This is a genomic window from Proteiniphilum propionicum, assembly GCF_022267555.1.
Classification (GTDB): Bacteria; Bacteroidota; Bacteroidia; order Bacteroidales; family Dysgonomonadaceae; genus Proteiniphilum; species Proteiniphilum propionicum.
The window spans coordinates 3,729,476-3,755,998 of the sequence record NZ_CP073586.1 but is presented as its reverse complement, the minus strand read 5'-3'; the positions used below and the strand labels follow the sequence as shown (position 1 = coordinate 3,755,998).

Below are 26,523 nucleotides of genomic sequence, written 5' to 3'. Positions count from 1 at the left end.
GGTTTTTATTACTTTTGTGAAAAGTATTTAATGTGTTTAATTCGTATAGCCAGAATTGATTATCATTATTTTAAACAGAAGAGTATGGGTGAAAAAATGCAGAAAAGAGGCTCGGCGTGTGATGCTGTTTATGGAATGGGACTGATTGGCGCGGCAATTTATTTTATCTCTACCGCTACAACATTCTGGATGGGTGTGTTGGGATTTCTGAAAGCAATTGTATGGCCGGCATTTCTGGTCTATGAGGCTTTCAAGTTCCTGCTGACCTGATCTTTGTATCCCATGATAGCAAAGCTTTTGAAGAAGTAAAAGTATATAGTTTTTTTCTATCCGCGATTTAGATATCTTTTCCGTTCAGGGTAATAATCCTCTCTTTTTCGAACTCCTTGATGATCTTGATAGCACACCCTGTTGCAATGGAGACGAAATTGGCAATATCCTGCCTGCCGAGATAGAAAAAAACATTCAGTTCCGCAAAATCATCACTGCTTAGGTAGAGAAGAGCTTAAGCCAGTTTCCCGCGCATCTGGCGATAGGTGATATTGTAAATAATGCTGAGGAACTGCCCTGCTCTCTTTATCCACCGTGCAGATCTGAACGTTGGGTAGTGCTACCGCTGAATAGTTTTAGACAGGCTCGCCGAAAACCGATGGAAATTCGCAGTTTGCACCGGAGTAACTTTGCTCTATCAATAAAAAGAAATGGTAAATATTAAAAAACAGAAAGCTAACAACTATTTACTAATAAATTACCACTATATTTGTTACCATGAACCGTAAGATTATCCATATTGATATGGATGCATTCTATGCTTCCATTGAACAGCGCGACAATCCTGAGTATCGTGGTAGGCCCGTTGCTGTGGGTTATGGTGAAAGGAGGGGCGTTGTTGCTGCAGCAAGCTACGAAGCACGCCGGTATGGAGTTCATTCTGCAATGCCCTCTTTAACAGCGTTACGGAAATGCCCGCATATTATCTTTGTGATGCCTCGGTTCGATGTTTACAGGTCGGTATCAAACCAGATAATGCAGATCTTTCTTGAATATACTGATAAGGTTGAGCCGTTATCTCTCGATGAGGCCTTCCTTGATGTGACGGTTAACCATAAAGGTATCGGTTCCGCTACGCTCATTGCCAAAGAGATTAAGCAGAAAATATTTAACCGGACACGTCTTACTGCATCAGCGGGCGTGTCATATAATAAATTTTTAGCAAAGATAGCTTCTGACTTCAAAAAGCCGGACGGGTTGTTCATAATTGGACCGGAAGAAGCTGAGACTTTTGTTGAAAAATTACCTGTTAACAAGTTCTTTGGCGTAGGAAAGGTTACGGCTAAAAGGATGGAAGAGCTGGGTATAAGAACCGGATTCGATTTGAAACAGTGGGCAGAGATTGATCTGGTGCGTGAGTTCGGAAAGGCAGGAATTACCTATTTCCTTTTTGCCAGAGGGATTGACGATAGGGAGGTGGAGTCGGAGAGGGTTCGTAAATCGCTTGGTGCTGAAGAGACATTTTTGGAAGACCTGGATGAGATTGTAGATATTCTGGGAGCACTTGATCAGATTGCTCTTGAAGTATGCAGGAGAGCCAAGAAACGAAAATTTCTCGCTAAAACACTTACGCTGAAAATTAAATATGCCGATTTTACCGTGATAACAAGAAGCAAAACCGTGAACTATTTTATTAAAACTTATGAAGAGATTTTTGAGTTGGGAAAAGAGCTGCTACTACAGGTCGAAGATATTCAGGAGAGGAAAATACGTCTTATGGGGCTTACCTTGAAAAACGCTCATGCCGGTCAGGAATTTCTACAGTTGGATGGTATCCAGTTATCTTTCGACTTCAAAGATTGAGTGTATTGTTTAACTTGGGTATCGGCAATATTAAAGCAGGCACAATTTCCCGGGTTATTATATAGGAATAATGAAGTTTTCAGGTTTCTTGGGTTGAATATTTTTAAAATATGATTTAATTTTCACGATATCACTCTCATAATCACCTGTTGGATGAAAAAGTCCGAGGAACAAAGCCTCTTTCTTTCCATAATCCAACCCTATAAGCACGATGGGAACACCAGCCTTAAGAGCTATAAAATAGAACCCCTTTTTCCACTCTTTTACCGGTTTGCGGGTTCCTTCGGGGGTGATGGCAAGCTGCATATGTTCCCTTTTTTCAAATTCCTCAGCCAAAGTATTTGTAAGTGAAGAACTTTTGCCTCTGTCAACCGGTATTCCACCGATATTTTTAAACAGCAGATTGAAAGGAAATACAAACCATTCCCTCTTCATCAGAAAATTAGCTGTTCGCCCAATGGAAGAGTAACCAAGTTTGGCAACAACAAAATCCCAGTTGCTCGTGTGGGGTGCCACTGCAATCACACATCTGGAGATAACCGGATATTTACCGGATATTTGCCATCCGAGTATTTTGTTAAAAATGAATTTACTTATCTGTTTTCCCATATCTTGAAACGGTCAAAACATTTGATAGTTGTTGCAATTTTACATTTTATGATTTTCTGGAACTAAAAACTTTCAAGTTCCAGTGTCAGGCGCTCCCAATTATTCATTATACGGTCAAGGTTGGTTTTAGTGTCGAGATAAGCCTGTAGCATTTCTACGTTCGATGCACCTTCCGGTGTTGCCAACTCTGTTTCCATCGTATAAATTTTTTTCTCAAGAAGCTCTATCCTGCTTTCTGCTTCTTCAATCTGCCTCTCCAGTTTTCGCTGCTTGCGGTTCTGCTCCTTCTGTTCCTGATAGGATAGCTTGCTCTCCGATGGCTGTGCCTGCTTCTCCTCCGGTTTAGGAGTGTTGGCATGGTTTACTTCCAGCTGTTTCAGGCTCTCAAGTCTTTTTTTCGACAGGAAATCGTAGATTCCGCCAAGGTGTTCCAATACCCTACCATTGCCAAACTCATACACTTTTGTGACCAGCCCATCCAGAAAATCTCGGTCGTGCGAAACAATTATCGCCGTTCCGTCGAACTCCCCGATGGATTTTTTCAACACATCTTTCGATGCCATATCCAGGTGGTTGGTAGGCTCATCCAGAATAAGCAGATTCACGGGCTCCAGCAACAGGCGAATCATTGCCAGGCGGCTGCGTTCACCACCCGACAATACCTGTACTTTTTTTTCCGAAGTCTCACCTCCAAACATAAAAGCACCCAGAATATCGCGTATCCTGGTACGGATATCTCCTACGGCAACATAGTCGATAGTTTCGAAGACCGTCAGGTTTTCATCGAGTAGCTGTGCCTGGTTCTGGGCAAAATATCCAATCTTCACATTATGTCCCAGTACAAGCCTTCCCCCGTGATCGATTTCGTTCATTATACACTTTACCAGTGTTGATTTCCCTTCGCCGTTCTTCCCCACGAACGCCACCTTCTCGCCACGCTCAATGGTTATGGTAACATCCTTGAATACAATATGATTGCCATAGCTCTTAGATACATCTTCCATAATGATGGGATAGGATCCCGACCGTGGTGCAGGGGGAAATTTCAGGTTGAGGCGAGAGTTATCCACTTCATCTATTTCTATACGTTCAATCTTCTCTAACTGCTTAATACGCGATTGAACCTGATTCGATTTGGTTGCCTTGTATCTAAATCGTTCAATGAACTCTTCTGTGTCTTTAATCTGTTTCTGCTGGTTTTCGTATGCTCGCAGCTGCTGCTCACGCCGTTCACGCCTCAAATCAACATACTTGCTATAGCTAACCTTGTAGTCGTGAATTTCGCCCAACACAATTTCAATGGTACGGTTAGTTACTGTATCCAGAAAAGCGCGGTCGTGAGAGACAAGTATGACGGCATTGGCATGTGTGGCAAGAAAGTTCTCCAACCACTGGATAGATTCTATGTCGAGGTGATTGGTAGGCTCGTCAAGCAATAAAACATCAGGTGCCTGCAGAAGAATCTTTGCCAGTTCGATGCGCATACGCCAGCCACCGCTGAATTCCCGGGTAAGGCGGTCTAAATCATCTCGCTTGAATCCCAGTCCCATCAATGTCTTCTCCACCTCTGCCTCGAAATTATGTATGCCCGACATTTGCAGCAGCTCCTGCAGGTCCGTTGCGCGCTCGATTATTGTATGATATGTTTCCGATTCATAATCGGTACGTTCGGCAAGTTCGGCATGCAGGTGCTTCAATTCCTTCTCCATCTTTTTAAGGTGAGCGAACGCCAATGAAGTTTCATCTCTTACAGTTCGTGTGTCGTTGAGAGTCATCTGCTGTGGCAGGTAGCCGATAGTGGCCTCTTTTGGATATGAAATGATACCGTGTGAAGGGTTTTGGATGCCGGCAATAATTTTCAGCAGCGTAGATTTGCCTGCACCGTTTTTACCCACAAGAGCCACGCGTTCGTTCTTATTGAGTACGAACGATATCTGATCTAGCAAAGTGAAGCCGCCAAATTCAACGGTAAGGTTTTCTATCGAAAGCATTTAAATATAAGTTCGCAAGCATATCATACAGTACCCTCTGTTTTTGGAGCCGGGTACTATACCTTAAGCATTGAACAATAAACATTTATTTTATCAGTTTAATAAATTCTTCGGGAGTTACTAGTTCCTGCTTTCCCGATTCCATATTTTTTAGCGTGATTTTACCTTCTTTCATTTCGTTTTCACCCACGATTGCAACAAACGGGATTCGGTTGTTATGGGCATAGGACATCTGTTTTTTTATTTTTGTTGCTTCGGGATAGAGCTCACAACTTATACCGGCACGTCGCAAGTCCATTATAAAGGGCAGTATAAAATCATGCTCCTTTTCTCCGAAATTAACGAACAGGACATCAGTGATATGCGTTGAATTATCGGGAAAGAGGTTAAGCTGAGTGAGCACGTCGAAAATACGGTCGGCACCGAATGAGATGCCTACACCCGACACGCCTGGAAGGCCAAAAATACCGGTGAGGTTGTCGTAACGCCCTCCACCCGTTATACTGCCTATTTCCACATCTAAAGCTTTTACTTCGATGATGCTGCCCGTGTAATAGTTGAGCCCGCGTGCAAGAGTAAGGTCTAGCTCCACTTCATTTTTTAATTCCAGGAGTCTGATCTTATTGAAGATAAACTCCATTTCTTCAATCCCTTTCATGCCGATCTCAGACGATGCGAGTTCAAGCCTCAGCGTGTTAAGCTTTACACTGGTGTCGCCGCTTAACATTATAATAGGCTGCAGCTTTTCTATTGACCCGGGTGCTATACCTTTTGAGGCCAGCTCTTCATTAACCTTGTCCAATCCTATTTTATCGAGCTTATCTATAGCCACAGTGATATCTGTGATTTTATCAGCTTCGCCAATTATTTCAGCAATACCGGAAAGGATCTTGCGGTTGTTGATCTTTACACATACACGAACTTTCAGACGTGAAAAGACCTCATCAATAATTTGCACCAGTTCCACCTCGTTAAGGAGAGAGTCGGAACCAACAATATCGGCATCGCACTGGAAAAACTCTCGGTAACGACCTTTCTGGGGACGGTCGGCCCGCCATACAGGCTGTATCTGATACCTTTTAAAAGGGAATGAGATCTCGTTACGGTGCATTACCACATACCGCGCGAAAGGAACGGTGAGGTCGTAGCGAAGCCCTTTTTCAGAGATCTTGTTAGCCGTCCTCGCCGGATTACCTTCGGTAATATCATCGGTGCTCATAGCCGACAGGAAATCACCTGAGTTGAGAATTTTGAACAGCAGCTTATCGCCCTCCTCTCCGTATTTTCCCATCAGCGTGTCGAGGTTCTCCATCGCGGGCGTCTCAATCTGGCGAAAGCCGTAGAGGCGATAAACTTCACTGATAATATTGAAAATATAGTTCCGTTTCGCCATCTCTTCTGGCGAAAAATCACGTGTACCTTTGGGTATTGAGGGCTTTTGCATCTTTCTTACATGTTTTGGGATGCAAAGATAGGAAATCTAAAAATGAAAAACTAAAAACAAAAAACTAATAGTAAAAAACGGAAGATATTTTTTCACTTTTCATTTTCAGTTTTGAACTCTACAAAAGATTGCTGGCCATTTCCGATAGCTCACTCCGTTCACCTTTTACCAAGTTTACATGTCCGAACAGATTTTGTCCGCGCATCTTATCAATCATATATGCCAATCCGTTGGACTGCATATCCAGATAAGGTGAGTCGATCTGTTGAAGGTCTCCTGTAAACACCATTTTGGTTCCTTCACCTGCTCGTGTTATAATAGTCTTCACTTCATGCGGAGTAAGATTCTGCGCCTCATCAATAATACAGAATGTTCCAGTGAGGCTCCGTCCGCGGATAAATGCCAGGGCTTCAATCTCTAGCTGTCCTGATTTCTGCAGTTCGTCAATCAGTCTGAGTTCTGAACTGTTTTGTCCCAGTTGTGATTTTATAACGTTAAGATTATCGAACAGAGGTTGCATATAGGGGGCAATCTTCTGTTTTTCGTCGCCAGGTAAATATCCAAGATCCTTGTTAGACAGTGAAACAATAGGGCGTGCCAGCAGTATGTGATTATAAATCTTGTTTTGTTTTAGGGCTGAAGCCAGTGCAAGAAGCGTTTTGCCAGTACCTGCTTTCCCGGTAAGGCCTACCAGTTTTATCTCCTGGTCGTTCAAAATCTCTAAAGCAAAAGCCTGTTCTGCATTGCGTGGCTGGATACCGAAATTGGGCTCTTTTTCTATCTTGTTTATTTTCTGTGTGAACGGATTGTATCTTGACAGGACGCTATTTCTATCACTTTTAAGGACAAAGCACTGGTTGGGATCGAGTTGGATCTCAAAATCGAACTCATCCATATCCACTCCGGTAGGTTGAGAATACAGTCTATCGATCAGATCGGGGCTAATACCCTCGATAACCGTTTCCCCCTTTGCGAAAATATCGACATTTGTAACCTTGTCGTTAATATAATCTTCCGCCATAATTCCAAGAGAACGTGCCTTCATTCTCAGATTGATATCTTTGGAGACAAGGATGGTCTTCATTTCCGGGAGCTTGCAGGCAATATCGTCTACCACGGAAAGAATACGGTTGTCGGGAGTACGTTCGGGGAATGCATCAGTTATCTTTTTGTTCTCACCTGATACATTCACTATGTACAACTTACCTCTACCAACACCTAGATCGGCACCGTTAGTGAACAAATCGTCATCGGTTATAAGATCCAATTCGCGCACAAATGCACGTGCATTGAAATTGATCTGTTCGTTTCCTTTTTTGAATTTATCCAACTCTTCTAGGACCACAAACGGAATGTAGATGTCGTTCTCCTCAAAATTGTCGAGACATTTGAAATCGTGCAAAATCACATTCGTGTCGAGGATAAAGTTTTTTTTTGCTCCGGGAGCTGTGGTTTTGGTTTTACTCTTTGTGCGGGTTGTCTTTGCTTTTTCCTTGGTTTTACTTTCAGTTGTTGCCATGTTTTATCTGCTTTAATATTTAATGTCATTTTTAGTTTCTTCCTTTTCCTCGAACTTAAATATTCAATTCCTTCTTCTCCTTGTGTCTATCTTCGTTATCCCCCTCCCTCCCTGTCTGCATGTCAATTCATCTTTCCATCACTGTTTCTTTCAGAATTTTCCATGCAATTTGTTTATACTACTTTCTCACACCTTTTCAAGTACTGTTTAAAGCCCTTTTTTTGTCAAAATATAAGAATCCGAACAAATGTAAGAACGCACTTGTTATCTTGCATGTATTAAAAACGCAATTTAGTAAAAAATGTTTTGTCAACAGTGGCTTTCTGTGTGCGGAAAACAAAAAAAATGTATCTTTGCTATTATTACTATTTATTGCAAATGTAACAAATTCTTATGAAGAAAACCTTATTAATAACTATCTGTGTAATGATTATGATGACAGCACCGGCACAAGAGAACCCTTTTTTTTCCCCTTTTGCCACACCGCATGGAACAGCTCCGTTCGACAAGATCAGAACCGAACATTTTGAACCTGCTTTCGATAAGGCAATGAAAGATCATCAGTCTGAGATTGATGAAATAATAGCTAATAAAGAGGGCCCGTCTTTTCAAAACACTATTGAAGCGATGGAATATTCGGGCGAGATGCTGAACCGTGTGAGCAACGTATTCTTTAATCTGCTGAGTGCTGAGAGCAGTGAAGAGATGATGGAAATCTCTCAGCGGTTAAGTCCGAAGCTGTCGGAACATTCCAATAATATCAACCTGAATGAAGCTCTTTTCAGTCGTGTAAAGTCTGTATATGATACACGTCATTCAACCCTCCTTACACCAGAACAGATTCGTCTGGTAGAGAAATATTACGAAAGTTTTGAAAACAGCGGCGCAACACTTACCCCGGAAGACAAAAAAAAGTATCGCGAACTGTCGATGGAGTTAAGTAAGGTTTCGCTTGAATTTGGACAAAACAACCTGCGAGAGACCAATGCTTATGAGATGCTGCTTACTGATAAATCAGATATTGAAGGCCTCCCCGAAAGTCTGGTTGATGCTGCTTTTGCCAAGGCAAAAATGAAAGGGAAGGCGGGGTGGCTGATCGACCTCTCGGCGCCCAGTTACATAGGTTTTATGAAATATTCCACTCGTCGAGATTTGCGGGAGAAGTTGTATTTGGCTTACAATACCAAAGGTGTTGGAGGAGGTGAGTTTGATAACCGTGAGAATGTAAGGAAAATAGTGAATCTCCGTTTACAGATTGCCAATTTGCTGGGATATAAAAACTACTCGGAGTATATCCTTAGGAACCGGATGGCTAAAAATGGGGAGGCTGTATATGCCTTGCTTAATAAGCTGGCTGATGCTTTCGGAACTATAGCTAGTAAAGAGGTGAAGGATATACAGGATTTTGCCGTACAGATGGAGAAGAAGGCTATTGACCTGCAACCATGGGACTGGAGCTTCTATGCAGACAAGCTTAAAGATAAACGTTTTAAGCTTAACGACGAGATGACGCGCCCCTATTTTGAGCTCGAAAATGTGAAAAAAGGTGTTTTTGGGCTTGCAACGGACCTTTACGGGTTGCAGTTTGTGAAAAACCCGGCTATTTCAGTCTATCATCCAGAGGTTGAGGCTTTTGATGTGCTTGATGAGGATGGGAACTTTCTTTCTGTCCTCTACACCGATTTCCATCCGCGCGAAGGAAAACAATCCGGTGCATGGATGACCTCATACAAGGGACAGTATATAAGGGACGGAAGAGACAGCAGGCCTCATGTATCCATAGTAATGAATTTTACCAGGCCAACGGAAACCAAGCCTGCATTGCTTACCTTCGATGAAGTGAATACGTTTTTGCATGAGTTTGGCCATGCCTTGCACGGAATGCTGGCACGAAGCACATATGAGACTTTATCAGGGACGAGTGTTTATCGCGATTTTGTGGAGCTGCCTTCCCATATCATGGAGAACTGGCTAGTACAAAAAGAGTATCTCGATAAATTTGCTTCTCATTATCTGACAGGAGAGAAAATGCCGGATGATTTATTGCAAAAAATAGTAGATGCCTCAAACTACAACACTGGTTATGCTACATTACGCCAGCTATCGTTCGGTTATCTTGATATGGCATGGCACTCTCTTGAAAAACCCTTTGAGGGAGATGTCCGTGCATTTGAAAAGGAGGCCATGGCTCATGTGCAATTGTTGCCGGTTGTGCCCGCTGCATGCATGTCCACATCCTTCGGTCATATTTTTTCAGGGGGATATGCAGCAGGCTACTATAGTTATAAATGGGCAGAAGTGATGGACGCCGATGCTTTTTCGGTATTCAAAAAGAATGGGATCTTCAATAAGGAGACTGCAGCCTCATTCAGGGGCAATATTCTTGAAAAAGGAAACACTGAAGACCCAATGTCACTCTACAAGCGGTTTAGAGGGCAAGAACCATCAGTTGAAGCGCTGCTTATTAGAAATGGAATTGAGATGTAAAACACTCTCAAACAATTTTTTTTTGTGATTTTTACCTCATTTTATTTTGCTGCAATTAATTTATATCTATCTTTGTCATGCAAAAGTATTTTTTTTAGCAGGCCGTTATTTAGTTACTTCACACCATTGTCAAGTTATTTCCTAACTCCTCTCAATGAAAGGACTTCTGCACAAGTTATTTATTTTTTTATTTTAATTATTTTACATGAACATTTTTGTAGCCGGCTTAAGTTATCAGATTACTGATGCCGATTTAAAAGAACTTTTTGAGGAGTATGGTGAAGTTTCCTCAGCAAAAATTATCACTGACCGGGAAACCCGTCGCTCAAAAGGCTACGGTTTTGTGGAGATGTCCGACGATGCAGAAGGACAGCGTGCCATTGAAGAACTTAATGATGCTGAATACGATGGACGTACACTGTCTGTATCTGTAGCACGTCCCCGTACCGAAGGCGATCGCCCAAGAAGTAACCGCGGAGGCGGTTACGGAAACCGCGAAAGAAACAGGTATTAATCCTTTATAGGTTTATTTAAGTTAAAAACTGCATTCATGCGATGCAGTTTTTTTATGCTTATAGTTGTAAAAATTTTATCTTTGAGTCATTTCCGAAAAGGCTCTATCTTTGTAGGCTAAGCTAAGTACATAATGGTATTCAATTTATTAAAATAATAATTTTTGATGTTCGGTTTTTTCGGAACATACTCATCTTTACACTTTCATTTTTTCAGAATCAATATTTCATGTGCACCATACTTTCTATTGAAACATCTACCCCCGTTTGCTCCTGTTCACTTTCCAGTGACGGGAAAATGCTACTAAGTAAAGTAAGCTATAAAGGGCAGTCTCATGCATCATTACTGGGCCTTTTTGTTCAGGAGATCATGGAGTATTCGAGGAAAAACAATCTCTTGCTTGATGCAATTGCTGTAAGCAGCGGTCCCGGCTCCTACACAGGCCTTCGTATAGGTGTGTCGGAAGCAAAAGGGTTGAGTTACGGACTGGGCATCCCGCTCATTGCCATACCTACCTCACTCATCATGGCCTCTATGGTCACAGACAGGGTAGGGTATGATGCTTTGCTATGCCCGATGATTGATGCACGAAGAATGGAGGCCTATACCACCTTTTTCGACAAAACGTTGAATGTGATTCGCAAAACCTCTGCCGATATCGTTGATAGCAATAGTTACTCCGATCTTCTTAGAGAGAAAAAGATTGTTTTTTTTGGGAACGGCGCATTAAAATGCGAATCTGTTATCACACATCGCAACGCATCATTTATCAGAGATATCCATCCGTTAGCTTCAGGTATGATGTTGTTAGCAGAAAAAGCATTCAAGGAAAGAGATTTTGCAGATGTGGCCTATTTTGAACCTTTTTATCTGAAAGAATTTGTTGCAACAGTGCCAAAAAATAAAATCATTAACATAAATAAATGAAGCGATAAGCATCCTTTAAAAAGTCATTTTTCAGTGAAGTTATTTGATGTTTATTATCATGTTATACGTATTAGTACCCTCTGAAAAGTCTCTATTATTGCAATCGGGTCAAAATAGATGTTGATATTTAATGTATGAGTCCAATTCTAAAATCTCATTTTCAAAAACGTGAAAATTGAGATATTTGGGGAGAGAGTTGTTTAAAAAATTTTTCATTATCAATACTTCGGTATTTTTTAAGTAAATTTTATAATTCACTGAATATCAATGGAGTATAGCGTTTTCGAGGATTCGGTTTAACCTATTGACTGTCAGTGATATAAATGAAGATTTAACGGAGCATTAATTGAACTCGCATTATTTTGATATTCTGTTTTTAGGAGCAGACAAATGTATGGCGGTTCTATTACGGGACATTTTAAATCAGCTCAACAATGAATAGTTGAGTCTGCTCCGAAAACCCCAAAAACCGATTTCAGGAGGTCGCAACTCGCTGGAAATCAATGGTGTTATTTATCGGATTTTCAGCAAAAAAGACTTATCTGAGGGGACTCATAGTTTAAAGTGAAAACAAGCCTTAACAAATGGCTGCTGACGGTTGTAGTGTTTGAAAAAGAACTCTCACGGTGCTAACCGATTAATGCTCCAGCCATCTTCGGTTTTGTAATATGCAATACGGTCGTGCATACGGCTTTGCCTCCCTTTCCAGAACTCAATCACTTCGGGCCTGATCAGAAAACCGCCCCAATGAGAAGGCCTGTAAATTGTATTACCAGCAAACATTCGTTCAGTTTCTTTTTGCAGTTCATCAAGCTCATCACGGCTTTTTATTATTTTGCTTTGGGGAGATGACCATGCACCGGTTTTTGCGTTTTCGGGACGTGTATTGAAATAGTTATCTGATTCTTCAGCTGACAGCTTCTCAACACGGCCCTCTATTCGCACCTGCCGCCCCATATCATGCCAGTCGAACACAACTGCTGCAAACGGGTTGCTAAGCAATTCCATCCCTTTCCTACTAAGGTAGTTGGTGAAAAAAACGAAACCGCAATCATTCACTTCTTTCAATAGGACTACACGAGCAGAGGGTTTCCCATCGGAAGTAGAAGTGGCAATAACCATTGCATTAGGTTCAGACAGTTTTGCCGCAATTGCTTCATCCATCCACTCCATAAACTCCTTAATAGGGTCTGACGCCATATCGGCCTCGTTCAGGCTTTCTGCATCATATTCCTGTCGCATTTTACTTAAATCTTGCATAAACCACGATTTTTCTGATTACTACTTTCTCCTTTACTCTCCGTAAACCCACAGGGGCAAGCGGAGTAACCCTCCTAACACAGTGATGGTTTTGTTTGCCGGCTCCATAATTTTACTGACACAAAGCTAATCAATTTATCTGGACTTGTCCAATTACAAATATAAGTAGCACCAAACTGAACTTGCAACCTTAAGCCGGTTAATAATGCGTAAAATGTTGCGGTGCGAAAATTTTTCTTACCTTCGCATTTTGGTAGTGTGCATGAAATAGATATCAGATGATTAAAGTAGAGAAAATAGTTAAAAGTTTTGGGCCGCTTCAGGTACTGAAGGGTATAGACTTAGAGGTTCAAAAAGGTGAAATCGTATCTATTGTGGGGCCTAGTGGCGCAGGTAAAACAACTCTTCTGATGATTATGGGTACGCTGGAAAAAGCCGATTCCGGGAGAATCTATATCAATAATAGCGAACTGAGCACTTTGAGCGAAAAGAGACTGTCGGATTTCCGGAACAGAAATATCGGATTTGTTTTCCAGTTCCACCAGCTTCTTCCTGAATTTACGGCACTCGAAAATGTAATGATACCGGCCCTTATTGGTAATGCAAGGCATTCTGATGCCGAAGGAAGGGCAAAGGAGCTGCTAAATATGATGGGATTATCGGCACGTACCGAGCATAAGCCGGCTGAGCTCTCGGGAGGAGAAAAACAGCGTGTAGCTGTGGCAAGGGCTCTGATAAACAGTCCCCTGGTAGTCTTTGCCGATGAGCCTTCGGGGAGTCTTGACTCGGACAATAAAGAGGAGCTGCATAATCTGTTCTTCGAACTGCGCGACAAGCTCGACCAGACTTTTGTAATCGTCACGCACGACGAACAGCTCGCCTCTATCACCGACAGAACCATCCATATGATAGATGGGCGTATTGTAGAACCTGAAAACAGATAATTCAATCATACACATATAATTTCATATCGTATGAAGGGCAAATTAATACTTATGGCTATTGTTATCACAGGAAGTCTGTTGTCATGCAATGAGGCTTCGCAGGAAAAAAGTAAAAAAAACAGTAAAGAGATAACGGAAATAATTGGTAGGACCGTACCTGAAATTAAGGACGGTATTATGACCCCTGAAGTCCTTTACAGTTTTGTAAGGGTAGGGAGTGTTGAAGTTTCTCCCGACAAGTCGCATATCATCTATCAGGTTTCTTACGTTAGTATACCTCAAAATAAAACCAACTCGGAGCTAGTAATTATGAAATCTGATGGCTCTGAAAAAAAACAACTCACTTTCACCAGCGATCAGGAGAGCAATCCACAGTGGATCGACAACGGCAAAAAGATAGCCTTTCTAAGTGATGAAACGGGTTCGTCACAGATATGGATAATCAATCCCGATGGCGGTGGAGTGAAACAGATATCTGACGTTGACGGAGGAATAAATGGCTTTGCATTCTCACCCGATGGAAAGAAGGTGCTCTTTGTAAAAGATGTGAAAATTACTGAGACAGCTGCCGACAAGTATCCCGACCTCCCAAAAGCATCAGGGAGAGTGGTAGACGATCTTATGTATAAACATTGGGACAAATGGGTTGAAAGTGTGCCTCACCCTTTTGTTGCAGATCTTGCCGAAAACAAATTTTCAAATATAAAAGACCTCCTTGAGGGGGAACCCTACGAAGCTCCTATGGATCCTTTTGGCGGAATGGAACAACTGGACTGGAGCCCCGACAGTAAAACCATTGCCTATACTTCACGTAAAAAAACAGGGAAAGCGTACAGCCTTTCCACAAATTCAGACATCTTTTTCTACAATGTAGAGACGGGAGAAACAAAGAATATGACTGAAGGAATGATGGGTTACGATGTGAATCCACGCTTCTCTCCCGACGGTAAATATATTGCCTGGCAAAGTATGGAACGCGACGGGTATGAATCCGACAAGAACAGGTTGTATGTAATGGAACTGGCGACCGGGGAAAAGAGATATGTAACGGAAAATTTCGATTATAATACCGATGCGTTCGAATGGAACAGCGACAGTAAAACCATATATATTGTTGCTCCGGTCAAAGGAACCACTCAAATCTACGTTGCCGACATTTTCTCATTCGAGATCTCACCTATCACCAAAGGAAAGTATGATTACCAGTCGGTTGCAGTGGGTGACGGGAAGCTGATCACCAAGCGCCAGTCTATGTCGCAGCCTACGGAAATATACAGTGTGGATATTGCCTCGGGGCAGGCTACTGATATATCCTTGGAAAACAAGGATATATTAGATCAGCTGCGCATGGGAGAGGTTGAAGAGCGTTGGATCACCACCACAGACGGCAAAGAGATGCTCACATGGGTGGTCTATCCTCCCGGCTTCGATCCTTCCGGGAACTATCCCGCGCTGTTGTACTGCCAGGGAGGTCCGCAAAGCATGGTGAGCCAGTTCTGGTCTTACCGCTGGAATCTGCAGATGATGGCTGCAAACGGCTATATTGTAGTGGCTCCCAACCGCCGTGGCCTTCCCGGTTTCGGACAGGAGTGGCTGGAGCAGATCAGCGGCGATTATGGGGGACAGAACATGAGAGATTATCTTACCGCGATTGATACCCTTGCAAAGGAACCTTTTGTTGATGAGAACAGGCTGGGCTGTACAGGTGCAAGCTACGGCGGCTTTTCGGTTTACTGGCTTGCAGGTAATCACGACGGTCGCTTCAAAGCATTTCTGTCTCATGCAGGTATATTCAACCTGGAGGCACAATATCTGGAGACTGAGGAGATGTGGTTTGCCAACTGGGATATGGGCGGTGCCTACTGGAACAGGTCTAACGCCGTTGCTCAGCGCACATTTGAAAACTCACCTCACCGCTTTGTTGATAAATGGAACTCTCCCATTATGATAACGCATGGTGAACTGGATTACCGTATCCTGGCATCGCAGGGTATGATGGCATTTAACGCCGCACAGCTCCGGAATATACCATCCCGCATGCTCATCTTTCCAAACGAGAATCACTGGATATCGCAGCCTCAGAACGGAATAATGTTTCAGCGTGAGTTTTTCCGCTGGTTCAATAAATGGCTGAAGAAGCCCTATTCTGAAACAGAGGAATAGGGCTTTTTTCTATAGCGATGTAAATTGTGTTGTAAGTACTGAAAATTTAGTATTAAAAGTTTTGTAATTCTGAAAATATCGTTACCTTTGCACTCGCTATAGGAAACAGTGGTAGTTACAGTGGTAGCCAAGCCCAAAATAGCGAAAGAAAACCGAGTGTTTTTTGGTTGGCCGGTAAATCCCGAAATGTCGGGAAAATTGTGCCAGGTCCAATAAGTCAGCACTCATGTAAATGGTGTGGTAGTTCAGCTGGTTAGAATACCTGCCTGTCACGCAGGGGGTCGCGGGTTCGAGTCCCGTCCATACCGCTAAAACATTAAAGAGAGTACTATTTTAGTATTCTCTTTTTTTATGTTTATTCCTGAATGCTACTGATAATCAATGTGTTGTAAAACGAAAAAGTACAATCTATCAAACCAGTTGAATACCATTTGGTAAGACTTGGTATCCAAGTTTGGTTCACTTTATTGCTACATTTTCTGCTACACTGCTTTTTCTGAAATAAAAAATGTAGCAATGAATACCGGTTGAATACCATTTGACTACTCATATCTAATTCATAATTAAATTATTATGTCGAACTTTGTGGCAAAATGCTACAGAAAAATTAAATTATGAAAGCGGTATTTAAAATTTCGTACTACTTACGAAGCAACTACAAGAACAAATCCGGGAAATGTCCCATTATGATTAGAATTTCTCTTAATGGAAATATGTGTAACGTTGGTTCATCAGGACTATCTTGCAAGCCCGAAATGTGGAATGCAAAGTTTAATAGAATGACAGGCAAAACGGCTGAAGCTCTAAATCTCAACAACCGGCTTGATGGTATAACCAACTCTTTGAATAAACTGTTTTTCAAACTACAAGATGATGAGTTTCTTACAACCGAAAAAATCAAATCTTTATACCTTCATGGAAACCAGTCCATGATGACTTTTATAGAGTTGTTTGAAAAATTCAATAGCGATTTTTCACTATTAGTCAACAAAACAAAGTCCCCTGCTACACTCGAAAAATACGAACGTACAAAAAAATACTTTGTACACTTTTTAAAGAACAAATACAGTCGTAATGACATTTCATTGAATGACATTAATTTTACAATTCTCAATGATTTTGAATTATATTTAAAAGCAGATTTGCAATGCTCTCACAACACTACTGCAAAGTACTTGAAATATATCAAAACAATAATTATTCATGCGCAGAAAAAAGGATTAATCCACCACGACCCATTTTTAAATTACAGCATTTCAATGAAAAAAGTGGACAGAGGTTACCTTACGAGCGAAGAAATCAATCGTCTGTTAGATAAAAAAATCAGCATTCAAAGATTAGAAATTGTTAGGGATATTTTTATTTTTTCGTGCTTTACGGGACTCTCCTATATTGATGTTTATAATTTAAGTCATGACAATATTCTTGAAACCAATGGTCAGAAGTGGATTGTGATTAACAGGCAAAAAACTAATGTACAATCCAACGTATTACTACTTGATATTCCATTGCAAATTATTGAAAAATATAAGGGTAAAACAAAAAACAATAAACTTTTACCTGTTTTGAGTAATCAGAAAATGAACAGCTACTTGAAAGAAATAGCAGATCTGTGCGGTATCAATAAAAATTTGACCTTTCACGTAGCCCGGCATACTTTTGCAACTACGATTACATTAGAGAAAGGTGTTCCGATTGAAACAGTAAGCAAAATGTTGGGACATACGAACATAAAAACGACACAAATATATGCAAGGATTACTAAAGAAAAAATACAAAATGACATGCTGAATTTATCTTCAAAACTATCTGAATTTCAATTTTTATAACCATTCCCCTTTCTTCCCTTCCGCCCCTTCCTTGAGAAAAGGTGGTAGGGAAGTTTCTTCTGGAAAATGACGAAAGAATGCGGAAATGAAAAATAAATCAACATGTAAAATAAGGCATTTCTCTTTTCCGCATACTTTCTATCCGATAAATCGTGGTTTTTCTTTTCGTCTGCGGCACATCGTCCGATTTGTTTGAAGCCGTTCAATCACTTCGCCGATGCTCCGTTCAGTCAGGTTCAAAAAATCATCCGGCAAGCCTCGCCGAAATTTACCGGGAAAAGACGAAAAAAAGCAAGTTCAAGAACGCCCGGAATACCGGAGCATCCTTGAACTTGCCTATTTTCTTTTTTACGATACAGCCTATATTATTTCAAAATATCTTGTTTTCATCTCAACCTTGCATTTTCTCCGCTGTAATTTCTTCCCGTCTGCTTTTTATCGCATCGAGCCGTGTATTACTGTTGATTTTGTATCTGCGGGCAAAGGTAAAACGTGCGTTACCGTCGGCAAGGTCAAGCCCTCACGTGTTTTTGAAAAAATCTCCACACCTTTCGGGTAGTATTTTCCCAAAAAACCTTGCCTTTGCCCCCGCACTACCTTTTTGATAGCCCTCGAAACGAAAATCAACATACTCCGGCTCTTTAGACGCATAAAAAAAAATGTCAGAAATTATGAAACGAGAAAATGCAAATAACGAATTGATTTTGGGAAACAAAAATAACACCTCCTCTCATTACCGCATAAATCATGGTGGCACAAAAGTGCAGTTAATGGCAGTGGTAGAAGGTTGTGAGCCTTTGAGTAAGTGTGAGTTTCTAATGTGTCAGGTGGGGTATCGGTCAGAATTTATGACGGCTTATATTACAGGAAAAGCGGTAAAACTGTTCAAGTTGGCAGATTATGTGGATTGGGATTGTTTCGGGAAAGAGGTGCGGAGCGTAGAAATGTCTTTTGAAAACTACATCCATCCCGATACTTTTTTGGAAGTCGTATTAACCCATTTTTTAGCTATTAATCCTCGAGAACAAGCCGTATGAAACCGATAGCCGTAAAATTCGTATCGCACGAAATTCCACCTTTAGATGCTTACAACGAGAGCAAAGTTTTCAAGTTGAGAGTGAAACTGAACAACGGAGAGCCGATGAACAGAGCCGAAAAGAATTGGCTTACAGAGAACGTTAGGAGTAACGCTTATTTCAGAACAGCCGTTCCGCTGATGGGTTGGCGTTTTGACTTCTCAGACGTACTGAAAAAGTATGTGGTCAAGCAATACGACCATTGGGCGGAGTATTACGCCCCCGATAAAACGAGTTTGCGGAGTGTCCTTTTCGGGAAAATAGACCAAATAGTGGAAATACCTGACAAATAACTCAATGAAAACAATCCCCTTACGGCTGATAACAGCCACAGCATTGATAATCGGAACGGTGTTCGCCGTTTCGGTTATCGCCGCCCAAGAAACGGTAGCGTTTGCAATGATTTTCGCGACATTTGCTGTGATGAAATTCATAATCCGAGCCACGATTTACATCGTTTTCAAAATGCTGAAGTGGGGAGTTATTATTGCCGTAATCGGGGTAATCGGGTTGATTTTGACAATGATTATTTAACAGTAAACAATACAGTATTATGAGCAATTTAGCAGACAAAACAGAATACAGAGCTTTAAAAATTATAGCTACAATGGTACGCCAATTTGAAAAGCTAACCAATTTGGATATGACTAAATCAGACGATTGGGACAGTTGTGCAGCACGTAACCTTTTGGAAGGTATTATTCAAAGTAACGGCTACCAAGTAAATTATGACCCGAAAAATCCGAGAACCATTTTAGTGAAAGAGCAACCCTTAAAAACAAACAAAAAATGAAAACAGCAACGAACATCACAGATTATATTTTGGTAAAAGCCGATACCAACAGCGATTGGGATGAGTGCCATTTTGCCCTTATCCATTGTACGAAAAAGTGGAGAGAACAAATGAAACAACGGCTGAAAACCGTTCAGTCTATCGAAAACGAAATCGGATTTGCATCGCTCAACTTTTACGACACATCCGTCGATTTTTACCGTACGGACGAAGATATAAACGTCCTTTTAGGCGAAAATGATTGGACGTTTGTGGAATTGGACGAGAACGAACACGATACGTTTCTTGTGCCGGAAAACCGGTTGGACACTTATCGTTTGTCGTTTTACCGAAACGGAACGGCAATTTACTCCGCACACGGAAAGTATTCCAGAGAGGAGTTTTGGACTTCGGAATTTTCAATTAAAGACATACTGAATTATCATCAACAGACCGTTAAAATCATTCAATTAGTTTAATCAATATTCCCAACACCTTTCCGTCATTTGACGGAAAGGTTGAAAGGAAGTAATACATATAAAAGATGAAAACAACCGAACATTTCAAAAATACGATAGAAGCCTATCTGAGAAACAGAGCCGAAACGGACAAACTGTTTGCCGTTTCGTTCAATAAATCGGAAAAAAACCTTGACGACTGCATCACTTATATTCTCAATTGCGTAAAGCAGAGTGGATGCAACGGTTTTGCCGATGATGAAATTTTTTCGATGGCTGTACATTTTTATGATGAAGACAATATTGAAATCGGCAATCCCATTGACTGCAATATTATTGTAAATCATACTATTGAATTGACTGCCGAAGAAAAGGAACAGGCACGTCAGAACGCCATTAAGCGAGCCGAAAATGATGCTTACGAACGTATGACACGAATAAGGAAACGTCCGAATGTACAACCCGAACCGTGCGTTCAAAAAAGCCTTTTCGACGAATGAAACCGAGAACTTTATTACAGAAAAAAGTCGCCGAACAAAGTAAGCGACTTGCCCCGATTACACAAAAGCAACAAGATTGGGCATTTCAAAACTGTTTTGACCAACCGGACATTCGTGGAAAAGCGGACACGTTTTAGCCGAAAGCATTTGCGGATGCACGTGCCCTAATTGCGGTGAGAATTTGCAAGTTATTGACACCCGCAAGCAGAGTTTTGCACAAAAAGAGTATTTTGGGATGATTACCGTTAACGGTGGTTTTCAAGTTTTACGCTATTTCTTTTTGGAAAAATATTGTCGAGTGGGCAGTTCGGCACGTTCGCAATGCCGGGAAGTTGTTCAACATTGGATAGCTCCGAGCGGAAAGTCCGAAATAATGGCACGTTCGCGAAGTATGAGCGTGTTTTATTGCGATATTTGGAATTGGTCGTCCGACCTCGAAATCCGTCAAGAACGGCAGACACATCTCATTTCGCCCGTTGCCACCTATCGCCCGTTGCCACCTATCCGTACAAACGTTTTATCCCCGAAGTGAGACGCAACGGTTTTCGTGGCAATTTTCACGGACTTTCGCCCCGAAACTTTTTCAGAAACATTCTGTCTGACAGCCGGATGGAAACTTTGTTAAAATCGGGGCAGATTGATTTGTTTCGCCACTTTTCCATAAAATGTTCGCAAGATTTGGATGATTTTTGGGCAAGTATCCGCATTTGCATTCGCAATAAGTACACCGTATCGGATGCTTCGCTTTGGTGCGATTATATGGACTTGTTGCGTTTTTTCGGAAAAGACATACTCAACGCCAAATTTGTTTGTCCGGCTGATTTAAAAGTGGAACACGACCGATGGATGCACAAAAAACAAGCGTGGCAGGAACGTCAGAAACGTGAACGAGAACGGGAATGCTTGTTAAAAAACGAGCAAATTTATGAAGAATTAAAAGCCAAGTTTTTCGGTCTGGAGTTTTCGGACGGTAAATTGAACATTCGGGTATTGCAAAGTGTGAAAGAGTTTTACGAAGAAGGAAAAACACTAAAGCATTGCGTTTTTACCAACGAATATTTTCTGAAACCCGATACGCTTGTTTTTTCGGCACAGATTAACGGACAGCGGATTGAAACGGTGGAAGTGTCGCTGGACACTTTTCAAGTCATTCAATCCCGTGGCGTGTGCAATAAGAATACGGAATATCACGACCAAATCGTTAGCCTTGTCAATGCCAACCGCAAACTGATAAGGCAGAGAATGAGAGCGACAGCATAAGCAACAATCACCAAAACATCACAGATATGAAAGCAGAAATAGAAAGCATCGTATGCAATTGGGCGGACGAGATACCCTATATCCTTATAAGGGTCATCAATGCCATTACCTTATCTGCCAATGAGAAGGAACTGAGGTCTGCCGTCAAGCGGATAGCCGAAGAAAACGGAACTTGACAAGTCCTTTGCATACGGCTATGGCGCACACCATTTTTGGCTTACCCACCGCAGGTTATCCAATGGAGAACCAAAGGAATACAGATTATTAAAGGTTGAATTTTGAGAATATGAAGAAGAGAGTTTACAGAGTACGGACACGATACATTTTCGAGGGTGTTTTTGAGGTGGTTGCCGAGAGCAGAGAAGAAGCACGACAAAAGGTCATTCAGGATTGCGGAATGGTGATGGGTGGAAACATTCACAGCACCCTTCCCGATGAGGAGGTGAATTGGGCTTTCTCCACTCACCCCGATATAAGGACGGGACGGATAACCGTTCAAGAAGAACAGACGGAGTAAAGCGGTCGGCAGATTTGCCGACCGCTCCTTTCTTTCGTGAGCTTCGGGCGGACAAAGAAAGGAGCAAAGAAACCCCAGCGAAAAACACCTCGTTACTTTTGACAGTGAGTTGATACGGCTCAAAAGTAACAAAAAGCCAATAAGATAATATAATATAATATAATATCATTCTCTCAAATACAGGTAGATATGTTTGTTTTAGAGGGAAAGTAAAGTCATTGTTTGTATTTATCTAAAAACACATGTGGAATACAGTATATATCCCTTTTTGCTCTTGTGTAAGCAACGTAAAGTTTATTCCGGGTTGACGGATTTAATTGATGCAATGTATTGTCATTGTATCCTTTCAAGGTAGTTTGGTTCAATACAATACAAACATCTTGGAACTTGTCAAGGCCTTTAGATTTTCCCCAATTCTCTGCATAGCACGAGTATTTATTAGCCTCTCTGTAAAACAATTTGATTTTTTCGTTGTCGACAAACAAGGTATCTGCATCATCTTGATTATCTATTAAAATGATTTTTGTATTATCTTGCCGATGAGAAGAAATTTGGATGTGTAATTGTTGCGTGACAAGTTGACAAATTGTAGGCGAACATCTATAACTGTTGGAAAGCGTAGTCTCGTCAATAGTAACTCCAATCGCAGACCATTTTTTCTTGTATTTATTGTAGTCATTATATAGTCCGTTATTAACATTCCCATCGTTACTGGTGTCGAAAGTATGTTGGTAGAAATCTCCTACAAATAGAGAATCAATGGTAGTAGGAGTGATGGCTTGTATCAAATTGAAGTCATGCCCACCAAGATCTTGAATTTCATCAACCATAAAGTAGTCATAAAATTTCTCTATACGCTCTTTAATCAATTTTGCACAACATTCTAAACACAACTTGGCAATCCTATTATGATATAAATACCGCCCTTTCGTGAGGTAAAATAAAGGATTGTTTCTCTTTAATTTTAATGTTTTCTGGTTTGGCATATCCCACGTGATACCTTTTGCCCGAACTTTATCCTTGAGAAAAGGGCGATAACAGACACGTATTAAGAATTGAAAATATGACATAAGCGTTATATTATGAGGCACATAACCAAAAGTGCTGATTATGCGTTGGCGGATATTTGCTAAATTATTATCCGTGTAGGTAACTATCAAGAAACGCTGTTCCAAGTTTAATGTATTTATCAAGAAAGTCGTTTTTCCAGATCCTGCGACTGCAAGTATTAAGCGTCTATCCATGTTATTGCATCTTGTATATATTGAGGAACAACAATTGTATCAGCTTTATTCTTCTGCAACAAATATGCAGCTTCAGCCTTATTCTTTAGCATAAAATCTACCGTGGCTAACCTACGTCCAGGAGTTTGAAATTCACTATCACATATAGCTTGATTATCCTGATAAATACACACTTCGAAAGTGTTCCTTTCATTATTTGCATCCGAATAAATCTTGATATTTGCAAACTGATTTTGGATATAATCCGAGTAATTATTTGTTACATTAACAGCATAATCATGATCATTGTCGGTTATTACCGCTACTTTATTATTCAATAATTTTGCTATGTCCAAATATCTTTTGAAGCATTTTCCACCAACAGCGATAACTCCTATCCCGCTTGAAGATAGCTCTTTAGCAATTGTTCTTTTATACAAAGCCTCCATTAAAATAAACTCCGCATCTCCTTCTACCAAAATGGATTTTGGGGATAATACAAATTGTAGCATATTATTATCTGGAGCCTTTATGAAAAAATCGGCGGTATCATCAGGTAAATTCCCCAAACTAACAACATTGGTAGATAAACTATTAAAAAGCAGGCATTTTTTTAGGTTTAATCTTGTAGCAATAAGGTCGCAATGAGTAGAGATAAAGAGCTGTCGATTTTGAGAACCTCTTATAAGTTCAATAAGTTCCAGCATCTTTGTATAGCTCAAATGATTTTCTGGTTCTTCAATCAATACAGCATCAATACTGCTGACGGCCCTGTTTATAGAAAGTTCTGTTTTTATAAAGCACTGAGTGCCTGTTCCCTTATTCTCTAATGGAATATCATTCTCTAAAAGTGTAATATCTGTTTCAATATTATCGTCAGCAGATTCTCTTATTGCAAAACTATAAGGTGGTATCAAAGCATTATATTGAGCCAATATTTGATTTTGAAATTGAACTTTATTATTCTTGTAAGCATATCTTGCATTTATACGTTGCTCATCAGTTAGCTGTACATGATAAATATCACTTACATAGTCGCGCATGGCACGAGGACTACCTATTGTAGAGTTGTCAACAAAAATACAACTTAGCCTTTTAGTATAAGCATTGAATGATTCACCTGCAAAAGTTTCAAATACAATTTTATAAAATTCCAAAGGAAAAGAAGCATTAGGATTTTGCAGCAATTGTGCAATCTGCTGACTATATTCATCATTGGGGATACAACACAATCTTATACCTGAACATAGGTTTCTTTTACTATTGTTCATCCCTTCTAATGAGGGATCTGGTTGATCAGGAAAGTAGAGTTCCACATACATCTCTGGCATCTTGTTCAAATCTCGATCCCCGTTCATATATTCACGGATAGCCTCAATATTAAAAAGTTTGTCGAGACCAATATTCTCAATGCGTGTTCTACTTCCTCGAGCAACAATATCTATCGCTTGTAGAATTGTACTCTTTCCGGATTCATTATCTCCAATAAAAATATTAATATCGGGATTAACATCAAAAAACAGATCTTTGAATCTCTTGAAGTTGTGTAGCTTAATTTTTGCTATAGTCATCATTTCTTTGTTGTTTACAATAGGATTTGGATTTATAGGAAAGTAATATCATGCGATTTCATTAAATACGTACTTGTTTGTCACATTCTCCATTTTTTAATAATCTCATCGTATTCTTCTGAAGAATGCATATTAAATGAAGGAGGAACAATAGGAATATTTTTGATATTGTACGTCATAGTTGAAATGGTATGCTCGTTGGGAACTATACTTCTAAGAAGTCCATCTTTGTAGAAATGATGTCCAGCATGTGGAAAAAATTCTGGAATTAATGGTATCTCGGCAAATGGATTATGAAATATCTGAATGCCATCTGCCCATGTCTCCCTGCACTCCTCATTCACGACCTTACCAATTACATCTGGTAAAATTGCATTTGGGCTTGAATTATAGCACATCTTAATTTGATATAACTTGTTGTTATTGTTCCCATAGCCGGCTTGTATTCCCATTCTGTTGAATTTTGGCAAAGTACCACAAGGAGAAAACAATATAGCACTCACATGTTTGAATTTGTCATCAAGGAAAAGTGGTTTAATGCTAATTTCTTTTTTCTGAAATGTTATACCGGCTTCGTTTTCCAATGATATTGTACCATCATTATTATGGATTGCTTTCTGATCAATACCATATAAGATACTTATAATTCCTGGAAAAGACCAAGTCATAGACATATCTGCATGAAAATCGGCAATGGCATAGACCAATGGCTTGCCCTTTACATGTGGAAGCTCCCAATATGGTTGTTCTTTATATGTGTGATTTAACTTTGAATATAGAGGAGAACCATACATTAATGGAATCTCATTCTCCATTTTCTTGAAAATTTCTTCAACTGTCGGAATATTTGCAGGTTCGTCTAATCCTTGTTTGCGATTGATATGAACTGCCTCTATTGCAATCTCATATCCCATCTTCTCTATCAAAAAGTCTGGAGCTGTATGATTATAGTTGAAATGAAAGTTCTCCTCCCTAAAATAGCACCATAAATATAATTCCCAAATTCGTGCATCAAAGCCATTTATTGATTGGAATTGATCTACAAAATTGCCATCCCTATCCTCGTAGTGAAAAGACAACTCTTCAATGACAGATTTTGCCGCAGTAAAGAATCCATCCTTATCCAATAACATGGTAAAGTATGGATGTTGCTGCTCAGATTTTACAATCGGAGAGAAAAAGTCATTTGCTGGAAGCTCTTTCTTCAGAGCGTCTTCATTTCGTACATATGTACCCATCATGTCTTTTAGAGCTTTTCTTCCTTCCTCTATTGAATTAAGATCCAAATTCATAGAAACGAGACAATACTTGTTTCTTGAATCTCGGTCGAGAAGCATGGCATGGAATGTTTTATCCTCCTTATCTAAAGAAACAAAACCTATCAGCGAGTCATCTTTAGAAGAATAATATTCCAACTCCTTGTTTACAAGTTTAACAAACGGGTCTCTTGTAAAAAGGAGTAAAAGATTTGCCTTATTAGAATTCAATGGTTTCATATATTGCACTAATGTTCTATTATTTTCAGACGACAAAGTTACTCATTCATAACGAGAAAGGCGAATAAAACAGAAAGAAAACGCCCCTTGTGGAGCATAAAAATGTCGCA

The 26,523-nt window shown here is 40.4% G+C and carries 23 protein-coding genes, 1 tRNA gene and 2 pseudogenes; 18 read left to right on the top strand and 8 right to left on the bottom strand.

Annotated features, from left to right (window positions below):
• The first annotated feature begins 84 nt into the window (after positions 1 to 84).
• Positions 85 to 270 carry a hypothetical protein gene (locus KDN43_RS15650; RefSeq protein ID WP_238867528.1) on the top strand — a complete coding sequence of 62 codons (186 nt, stop codon included), beginning with the start codon at positions 85 to 87 and terminating at the stop codon, positions 268 to 270.
• Positions 271 to 768: 498 nt separating this feature from the next.
• On the top strand, positions 769 to 1,854 hold the full coding sequence (gene dinB / locus KDN43_RS15645) for a DNA polymerase IV (RefSeq protein WP_238867527.1): 1,086 nt from the start codon (positions 769 to 771) through the stop codon (positions 1,852 to 1,854).
• 57 nt (positions 1,855 to 1,911) lie between these two features.
• Here dinB and KDN43_RS15640 read toward each other — a convergent pair whose 3' ends face one another.
• From KDN43_RS15640 to KDN43_RS15625, 4 genes are all read right to left on the bottom strand, one after another.
• Positions 1,912 to 2,463 carry a 1-acyl-sn-glycerol-3-phosphate acyltransferase gene (locus KDN43_RS15640; RefSeq protein ID WP_238867526.1) on the bottom strand — a complete coding sequence of 184 codons (552 nt, stop codon included), beginning with the start codon at positions 2,461 to 2,463 and terminating at the stop codon, positions 1,912 to 1,914.
• 62 nt (positions 2,464 to 2,525) lie between these two features.
• Positions 2,526 to 4,454, bottom strand: a complete 1,929-nt coding sequence (locus tag KDN43_RS15635) for an ABC-F family ATP-binding cassette domain-containing protein (protein ID WP_238867525.1) — start codon at positions 4,452 to 4,454, stop codon at positions 2,526 to 2,528.
• Positions 4,455 to 4,539: 85 nt separating this feature from the next.
• Positions 4,540 to 5,898, bottom strand: coding sequence for a histidine--tRNA ligase (gene hisS, locus KDN43_RS15630; RefSeq protein ID WP_238867524.1), 1,359 nt, complete (start codon positions 5,896 to 5,898; stop codon positions 4,540 to 4,542).
• 118 nt (positions 5,899 to 6,016) lie between these two features.
• Positions 6,017 to 7,417 (bottom strand): PhoH family protein, encoded by a 1,401-nt coding sequence (locus KDN43_RS15625; RefSeq protein WP_238867523.1) that lies wholly within the window; start codon positions 7,415 to 7,417, stop codon positions 6,017 to 6,019.
• 393 nt (positions 7,418 to 7,810) lie between these two features.
• Here KDN43_RS15625 and KDN43_RS15620 point away from each other — a divergent pair, with 393 nt between their 5' ends.
• The 3 genes from KDN43_RS15620 to tsaB all read left to right on the top strand — a co-directional run bounded on the left by KDN43_RS15620 (position 7,811) and on the right by tsaB (position 11,344).
• Entirely contained in the window at positions 7,811 to 9,904 is a 2,094-nt protein-coding gene (locus KDN43_RS15620; protein WP_407681773.1) for a M3 family metallopeptidase, read from the top strand.
• A 205-nt stretch (positions 9,905 to 10,109) separates the two neighbouring features.
• The gene (locus KDN43_RS15615; protein WP_238867522.1) at positions 10,110 to 10,418 is read left to right on the top strand and encodes an RNA recognition motif domain-containing protein; all 309 of its coding nucleotides are present in this window, start codon (positions 10,110 to 10,112) and stop codon (positions 10,416 to 10,418) included.
• 227 nt (positions 10,419 to 10,645) lie between these two features.
• On the top strand, positions 10,646 to 11,344 hold the full coding sequence (tsaB, locus tag KDN43_RS15610) for a tRNA (adenosine(37)-N6)-threonylcarbamoyltransferase complex dimerization subunit type 1 TsaB (RefSeq protein ID WP_238867521.1): 699 nt from the start codon (positions 10,646 to 10,648) through the stop codon (positions 11,342 to 11,344).
• A gap of 621 nt (positions 11,345 to 11,965) precedes the next feature.
• Here the strand turns inward: tsaB and pdxH are convergent.
• Entirely contained in the window at positions 11,966 to 12,604 is a 639-nt protein-coding gene (gene pdxH / locus KDN43_RS15605; protein WP_238867520.1) for a pyridoxamine 5'-phosphate oxidase, read from the bottom strand.
• A gap of 278 nt (positions 12,605 to 12,882) precedes the next feature.
• Here pdxH and KDN43_RS15600 point away from each other — a divergent pair, with 278 nt between their 5' ends.
• The 13 genes and pseudogenes from KDN43_RS15600 (at position 12,883) to KDN43_RS15540 (ending at position 22,123) form a co-directional block, all read left to right on the top strand.
• The gene (locus tag KDN43_RS15600; protein WP_238867519.1) at positions 12,883 to 13,548 is read left to right on the top strand and encodes an ABC transporter ATP-binding protein; all 666 of its coding nucleotides are present in this window, start codon (positions 12,883 to 12,885) and stop codon (positions 13,546 to 13,548) included.
• Between the two features lie 30 nt (positions 13,549 to 13,578).
• Positions 13,579 to 15,711, top strand: a complete 2,133-nt coding sequence (locus KDN43_RS15595; protein ID WP_238867518.1) for a S9 family peptidase — start codon at positions 13,579 to 13,581, stop codon at positions 15,709 to 15,711.
• Between the two features lie 234 nt (positions 15,712 to 15,945).
• Positions 15,946 to 16,019 (top strand) — tRNA-Asp (locus tag KDN43_RS15590).
• 306 nt (positions 16,020 to 16,325) lie between these two features.
• On the top strand, positions 16,326 to 17,540 hold the full coding sequence (locus KDN43_RS15585) for a site-specific integrase (RefSeq protein WP_238867517.1): 1,215 nt from the start codon (positions 16,326 to 16,328) through the stop codon (positions 17,538 to 17,540).
• Positions 17,541 to 18,211: 671 nt separating this feature from the next.
• Entirely contained in the window at positions 18,212 to 18,577 is a 366-nt protein-coding gene (locus KDN43_RS15580) for a hypothetical protein (RefSeq protein ID WP_238867516.1), read from the top strand.
• Positions 18,574 to 18,909, top strand: a complete 336-nt coding sequence (locus KDN43_RS15575) for a molybdenum ABC transporter ATP-binding protein (protein WP_238867515.1) — start codon at positions 18,574 to 18,576, stop codon at positions 18,907 to 18,909. Before KDN43_RS15580 ends, KDN43_RS15575 begins: the two co-directional genes overlap by 4 nt.
• A gap of 4 nt (positions 18,910 to 18,913) precedes the next feature.
• Positions 18,914 to 19,150 (top strand): hypothetical protein, encoded by a 237-nt coding sequence (locus KDN43_RS15570; RefSeq protein ID WP_238867514.1) that lies wholly within the window; start codon positions 18,914 to 18,916, stop codon positions 19,148 to 19,150.
• Between the two features lie 19 nt (positions 19,151 to 19,169).
• Positions 19,170 to 19,409, top strand: coding sequence for a hypothetical protein (locus tag KDN43_RS15565; protein ID WP_238867513.1), 240 nt, complete (start codon positions 19,170 to 19,172; stop codon positions 19,407 to 19,409).
• Positions 19,406 to 19,867, top strand: a complete 462-nt coding sequence (locus KDN43_RS15560; protein WP_238867512.1) for a hypothetical protein — start codon at positions 19,406 to 19,408, stop codon at positions 19,865 to 19,867. Before KDN43_RS15565 ends, KDN43_RS15560 begins: the two co-directional genes overlap by 4 nt.
• 65 nt (positions 19,868 to 19,932) lie before the next feature.
• A complete protein-coding gene (locus tag KDN43_RS15555; protein ID WP_238867511.1) occupies positions 19,933 to 20,346 on the top strand; it encodes a PcfK-like family protein in 414 nt (137 codons plus the stop codon).
• Positions 20,343 to 21,606: pseudogene (locus KDN43_RS15550) on the top strand (PcfJ domain-containing protein). Before KDN43_RS15555 ends, KDN43_RS15550 begins: the two are co-directional and overlap by 4 nt.
• Before the next feature lie 26 nt (positions 21,607 to 21,632).
• Positions 21,633 to 21,888 (top strand): annotated as a pseudogene (locus tag KDN43_RS15545) (hypothetical protein).
• Between the two features lie 4 nt (positions 21,889 to 21,892).
• Positions 21,893 to 22,123 carry a hypothetical protein gene (locus tag KDN43_RS15540; RefSeq protein ID WP_238867510.1) on the top strand — a complete coding sequence of 77 codons (231 nt, stop codon included), beginning with the start codon at positions 21,893 to 21,895 and terminating at the stop codon, positions 22,121 to 22,123.
• A 215-nt stretch (positions 22,124 to 22,338) separates the two neighbouring features.
• Here the strand turns inward: KDN43_RS15540 and KDN43_RS15535 are convergent, their stop codons facing one another.
• The 3 genes from KDN43_RS15535 to KDN43_RS15525 all read right to left on the bottom strand — a co-directional run bounded on the left by KDN43_RS15535 (position 22,339) and on the right by KDN43_RS15525 (position 26,413).
• Positions 22,339 to 23,367: a DEAD/DEAH box helicase gene (locus KDN43_RS15535; RefSeq protein WP_238867509.1), complete on the bottom strand. Its 1,029-nt coding sequence runs from the start codon at positions 23,365 to 23,367 to the stop codon at positions 22,339 to 22,341.
• The gene (locus KDN43_RS15530; RefSeq protein WP_238867508.1) at positions 23,352 to 24,920 is read right to left on the bottom strand and encodes an ATP-dependent nuclease; all 1,569 of its coding nucleotides are present in this window, start codon (positions 24,918 to 24,920) and stop codon (positions 23,352 to 23,354) included. Before KDN43_RS15530 ends, KDN43_RS15535 begins: the two co-directional genes overlap by 16 nt.
• 77 nt (positions 24,921 to 24,997) lie before the next feature.
• Positions 24,998 to 26,413 (bottom strand): glycosaminoglycan attachment site, encoded by a 1,416-nt coding sequence (locus KDN43_RS15525; RefSeq protein WP_238867507.1) that lies wholly within the window; start codon positions 26,411 to 26,413, stop codon positions 24,998 to 25,000.
• Positions 26,414 to 26,523: the final 110 nt, after the last annotated feature.